The organism is Coprococcus sp. AM97-35 (assembly GCF_027697525.1).
GTDB lineage: Bacteria > Bacillota > Clostridia > Lachnospirales > Lachnospiraceae > Allocoprococcus > Allocoprococcus comes.
The window spans coordinates 431-1,833 of the sequence record NZ_JAQESL010000064.1; the positions used below are offsets into that span (position 1 = coordinate 431).

Annotated in this window: 4 protein-coding genes; all 4 read right to left on the reverse strand. The window is 29.6% G+C overall.

Annotation, left to right across the window (positions count from 1 at the left end; genetic code table 11):
• Positions 1-128 precede the first annotated feature (128 nt).
• From PG840_RS16575 to PG840_RS16590, 4 genes are read right to left on the reverse strand one after another with little or no spacing between them, the layout of a single operon-like run.
• Positions 129-353, reverse strand: coding sequence for a hypothetical protein (locus PG840_RS16575; protein ID WP_270613907.1), 225 nt, complete (start codon positions 351-353; stop codon positions 129-131).
• Between the two features lie 15 nt (positions 354-368).
• Positions 369-698 carry a DUF3784 domain-containing protein gene (locus PG840_RS16580; protein ID WP_009243023.1) on the reverse strand — a complete coding sequence of 110 codons (330 nt, stop codon included), beginning with the start codon at positions 696-698 and terminating at the stop codon, positions 369-371.
• 14 nt (positions 699-712) lie between these two features.
• The gene (locus tag PG840_RS16585) at positions 713-922 is read right to left on the reverse strand and encodes a helix-turn-helix transcriptional regulator (RefSeq protein ID WP_005342572.1); all 210 of its coding nucleotides are present in this window, start codon (positions 920-922) and stop codon (positions 713-715) included.
• A gap of 1 nt (position 923) precedes the next feature.
• Positions 924-1,238, reverse strand: coding sequence for a DUF6442 family protein (locus tag PG840_RS16590; RefSeq protein WP_055267761.1), 315 nt, complete (start codon positions 1,236-1,238; stop codon positions 924-926).
• Positions 1,239-1,403: the final 165 nt, after the last annotated feature.

The window sequence follows — 1,403 nt, forward strand, 5'->3', positions numbered from 1 at the left end:
TTTATACGAGCTATTAAAGCTGTAAGATATTCAGTTTTTAATAAAATGCTATTAGGTAGTGTATGATTGTATAGAATTTCGCTTAAAATGTTCCATAATACAATCCCCCTTACAGCATTTGTTTTGTATTACACTTTTGTCTTTTTGGTAATCTTATAAATATATTCTTCTGGTGTAGGGCGTTTATTCCCAAAATACTTTTTGAAATTTGCCTGCAGCTCTGGGTCGGTGCTATTCATAGCTTCATCAATCGTAGCTTCCATATCCGCCCGAACACCCGCCAATGATACACCGCCAGCTTTTGCACCAGCTTTCAATGCCTTTTTTATATCTCTTTTGTTCAGTCCTATCATATTCATACCTCAATTCTACTTTTTAAAGCTAATAAGTTTTCCGTTGTATTTTACAATGATGAATATGATATAAAACACTCCTACAACAATCAAAATAAGACCTATGTAATAGCCTAATTCAGAATGAGAGATTAAATTGATAATCGGCATAACAAGAATACCAATACTAACCAGTAAAGTGCCTATTCCTATTTTTTTTGTAAACACCTTTTTATCTTTAGGGTCAAGTTGTGTATAATGATAACCATGTAATAAAGTAATATTCTCTTTTATTCCTATTTGATAAGATATAAAAAGTAAAAACAATCCTATAACTATTTCAACAATCAATTCCTCTAATTCCATAATCGTTCTCTCCTTTAATCAAAATAAAATAATTCTTCAAATTTTTTATCTAAAGCTATACAAAGCACTAATGCCAATTTTGCTGTTGGATTAAATTGTCCAGTTTCAATAGAACTAATTGTATTCCGAGAAACCCCGACTAGTTCAGCTAATTCTGTTTGTGATAATTTTTTTTCTTTTCGTACAGTTTTTAATCTGTTTCGCAAAATTAAATGTTCGTCCATTCTATAAACCTATCATTAAAAATTTATAAAAGTAATACCCCATAAATAGAAGAAAGAATAAAGCAATAACAAATTTGGATTTATTTTTTGAAATATGTGCTTCATAACCCATAGAGCCAAATGCCACAGACCCAATAATTGTCATTATATCATAGTAAGGTTCTTTACAAACTGCTTTAATGAAAAGAATTAAAATGCAGATAAATAAAACAAACATTAAGCCAAAAGATTTCCCTTGAAGTTTAATATGTTTTTCGTATTCATCAAGATATAGATTCTCTTTTTTGTTTTGTGATAGTATTTTTTCTTTATCCATTATATAACGCTCCTTTCAAATAATACCAAGTACACTTGTCATTTATATTATAGCATTCGGTCATTACAAGTCAATATTTTTGCACAGTTTTCTTGTCGTTTTGTAAAAGCGTGCAAATCTGATAGGAAATGCACGCTATATCATTTATCCTACAATCTTCCAGTT

What these genes read in the sequence shown, in the direction of transcription:
- PG840_RS16575 (WP_270613907.1), bottom strand. Translation starts at nt 353, where the DNA reads ATGATAGGACTGAACAAAAGAGATATAAAAAAGGCATTGAAAGCTGGT.
- PG840_RS16580 (WP_009243023.1), bottom strand. Translation starts at nt 698, where the DNA reads ATGGAATTAGAGGAATTGATTGTTGAAATAGTTATAGGATTGTTTTTA.
- PG840_RS16585 (WP_005342572.1), bottom strand. Translation starts at nt 922, where the DNA reads ATGGACGAACATTTAATTTTGCGAAACAGATTAAAAACTGTACGAAAA.
- PG840_RS16590 (WP_055267761.1), bottom strand. Translation starts at nt 1,238, where the DNA reads ATGGATAAAGAAAAAATACTATCACAAAACAAAAAAGAGAATCTATAT.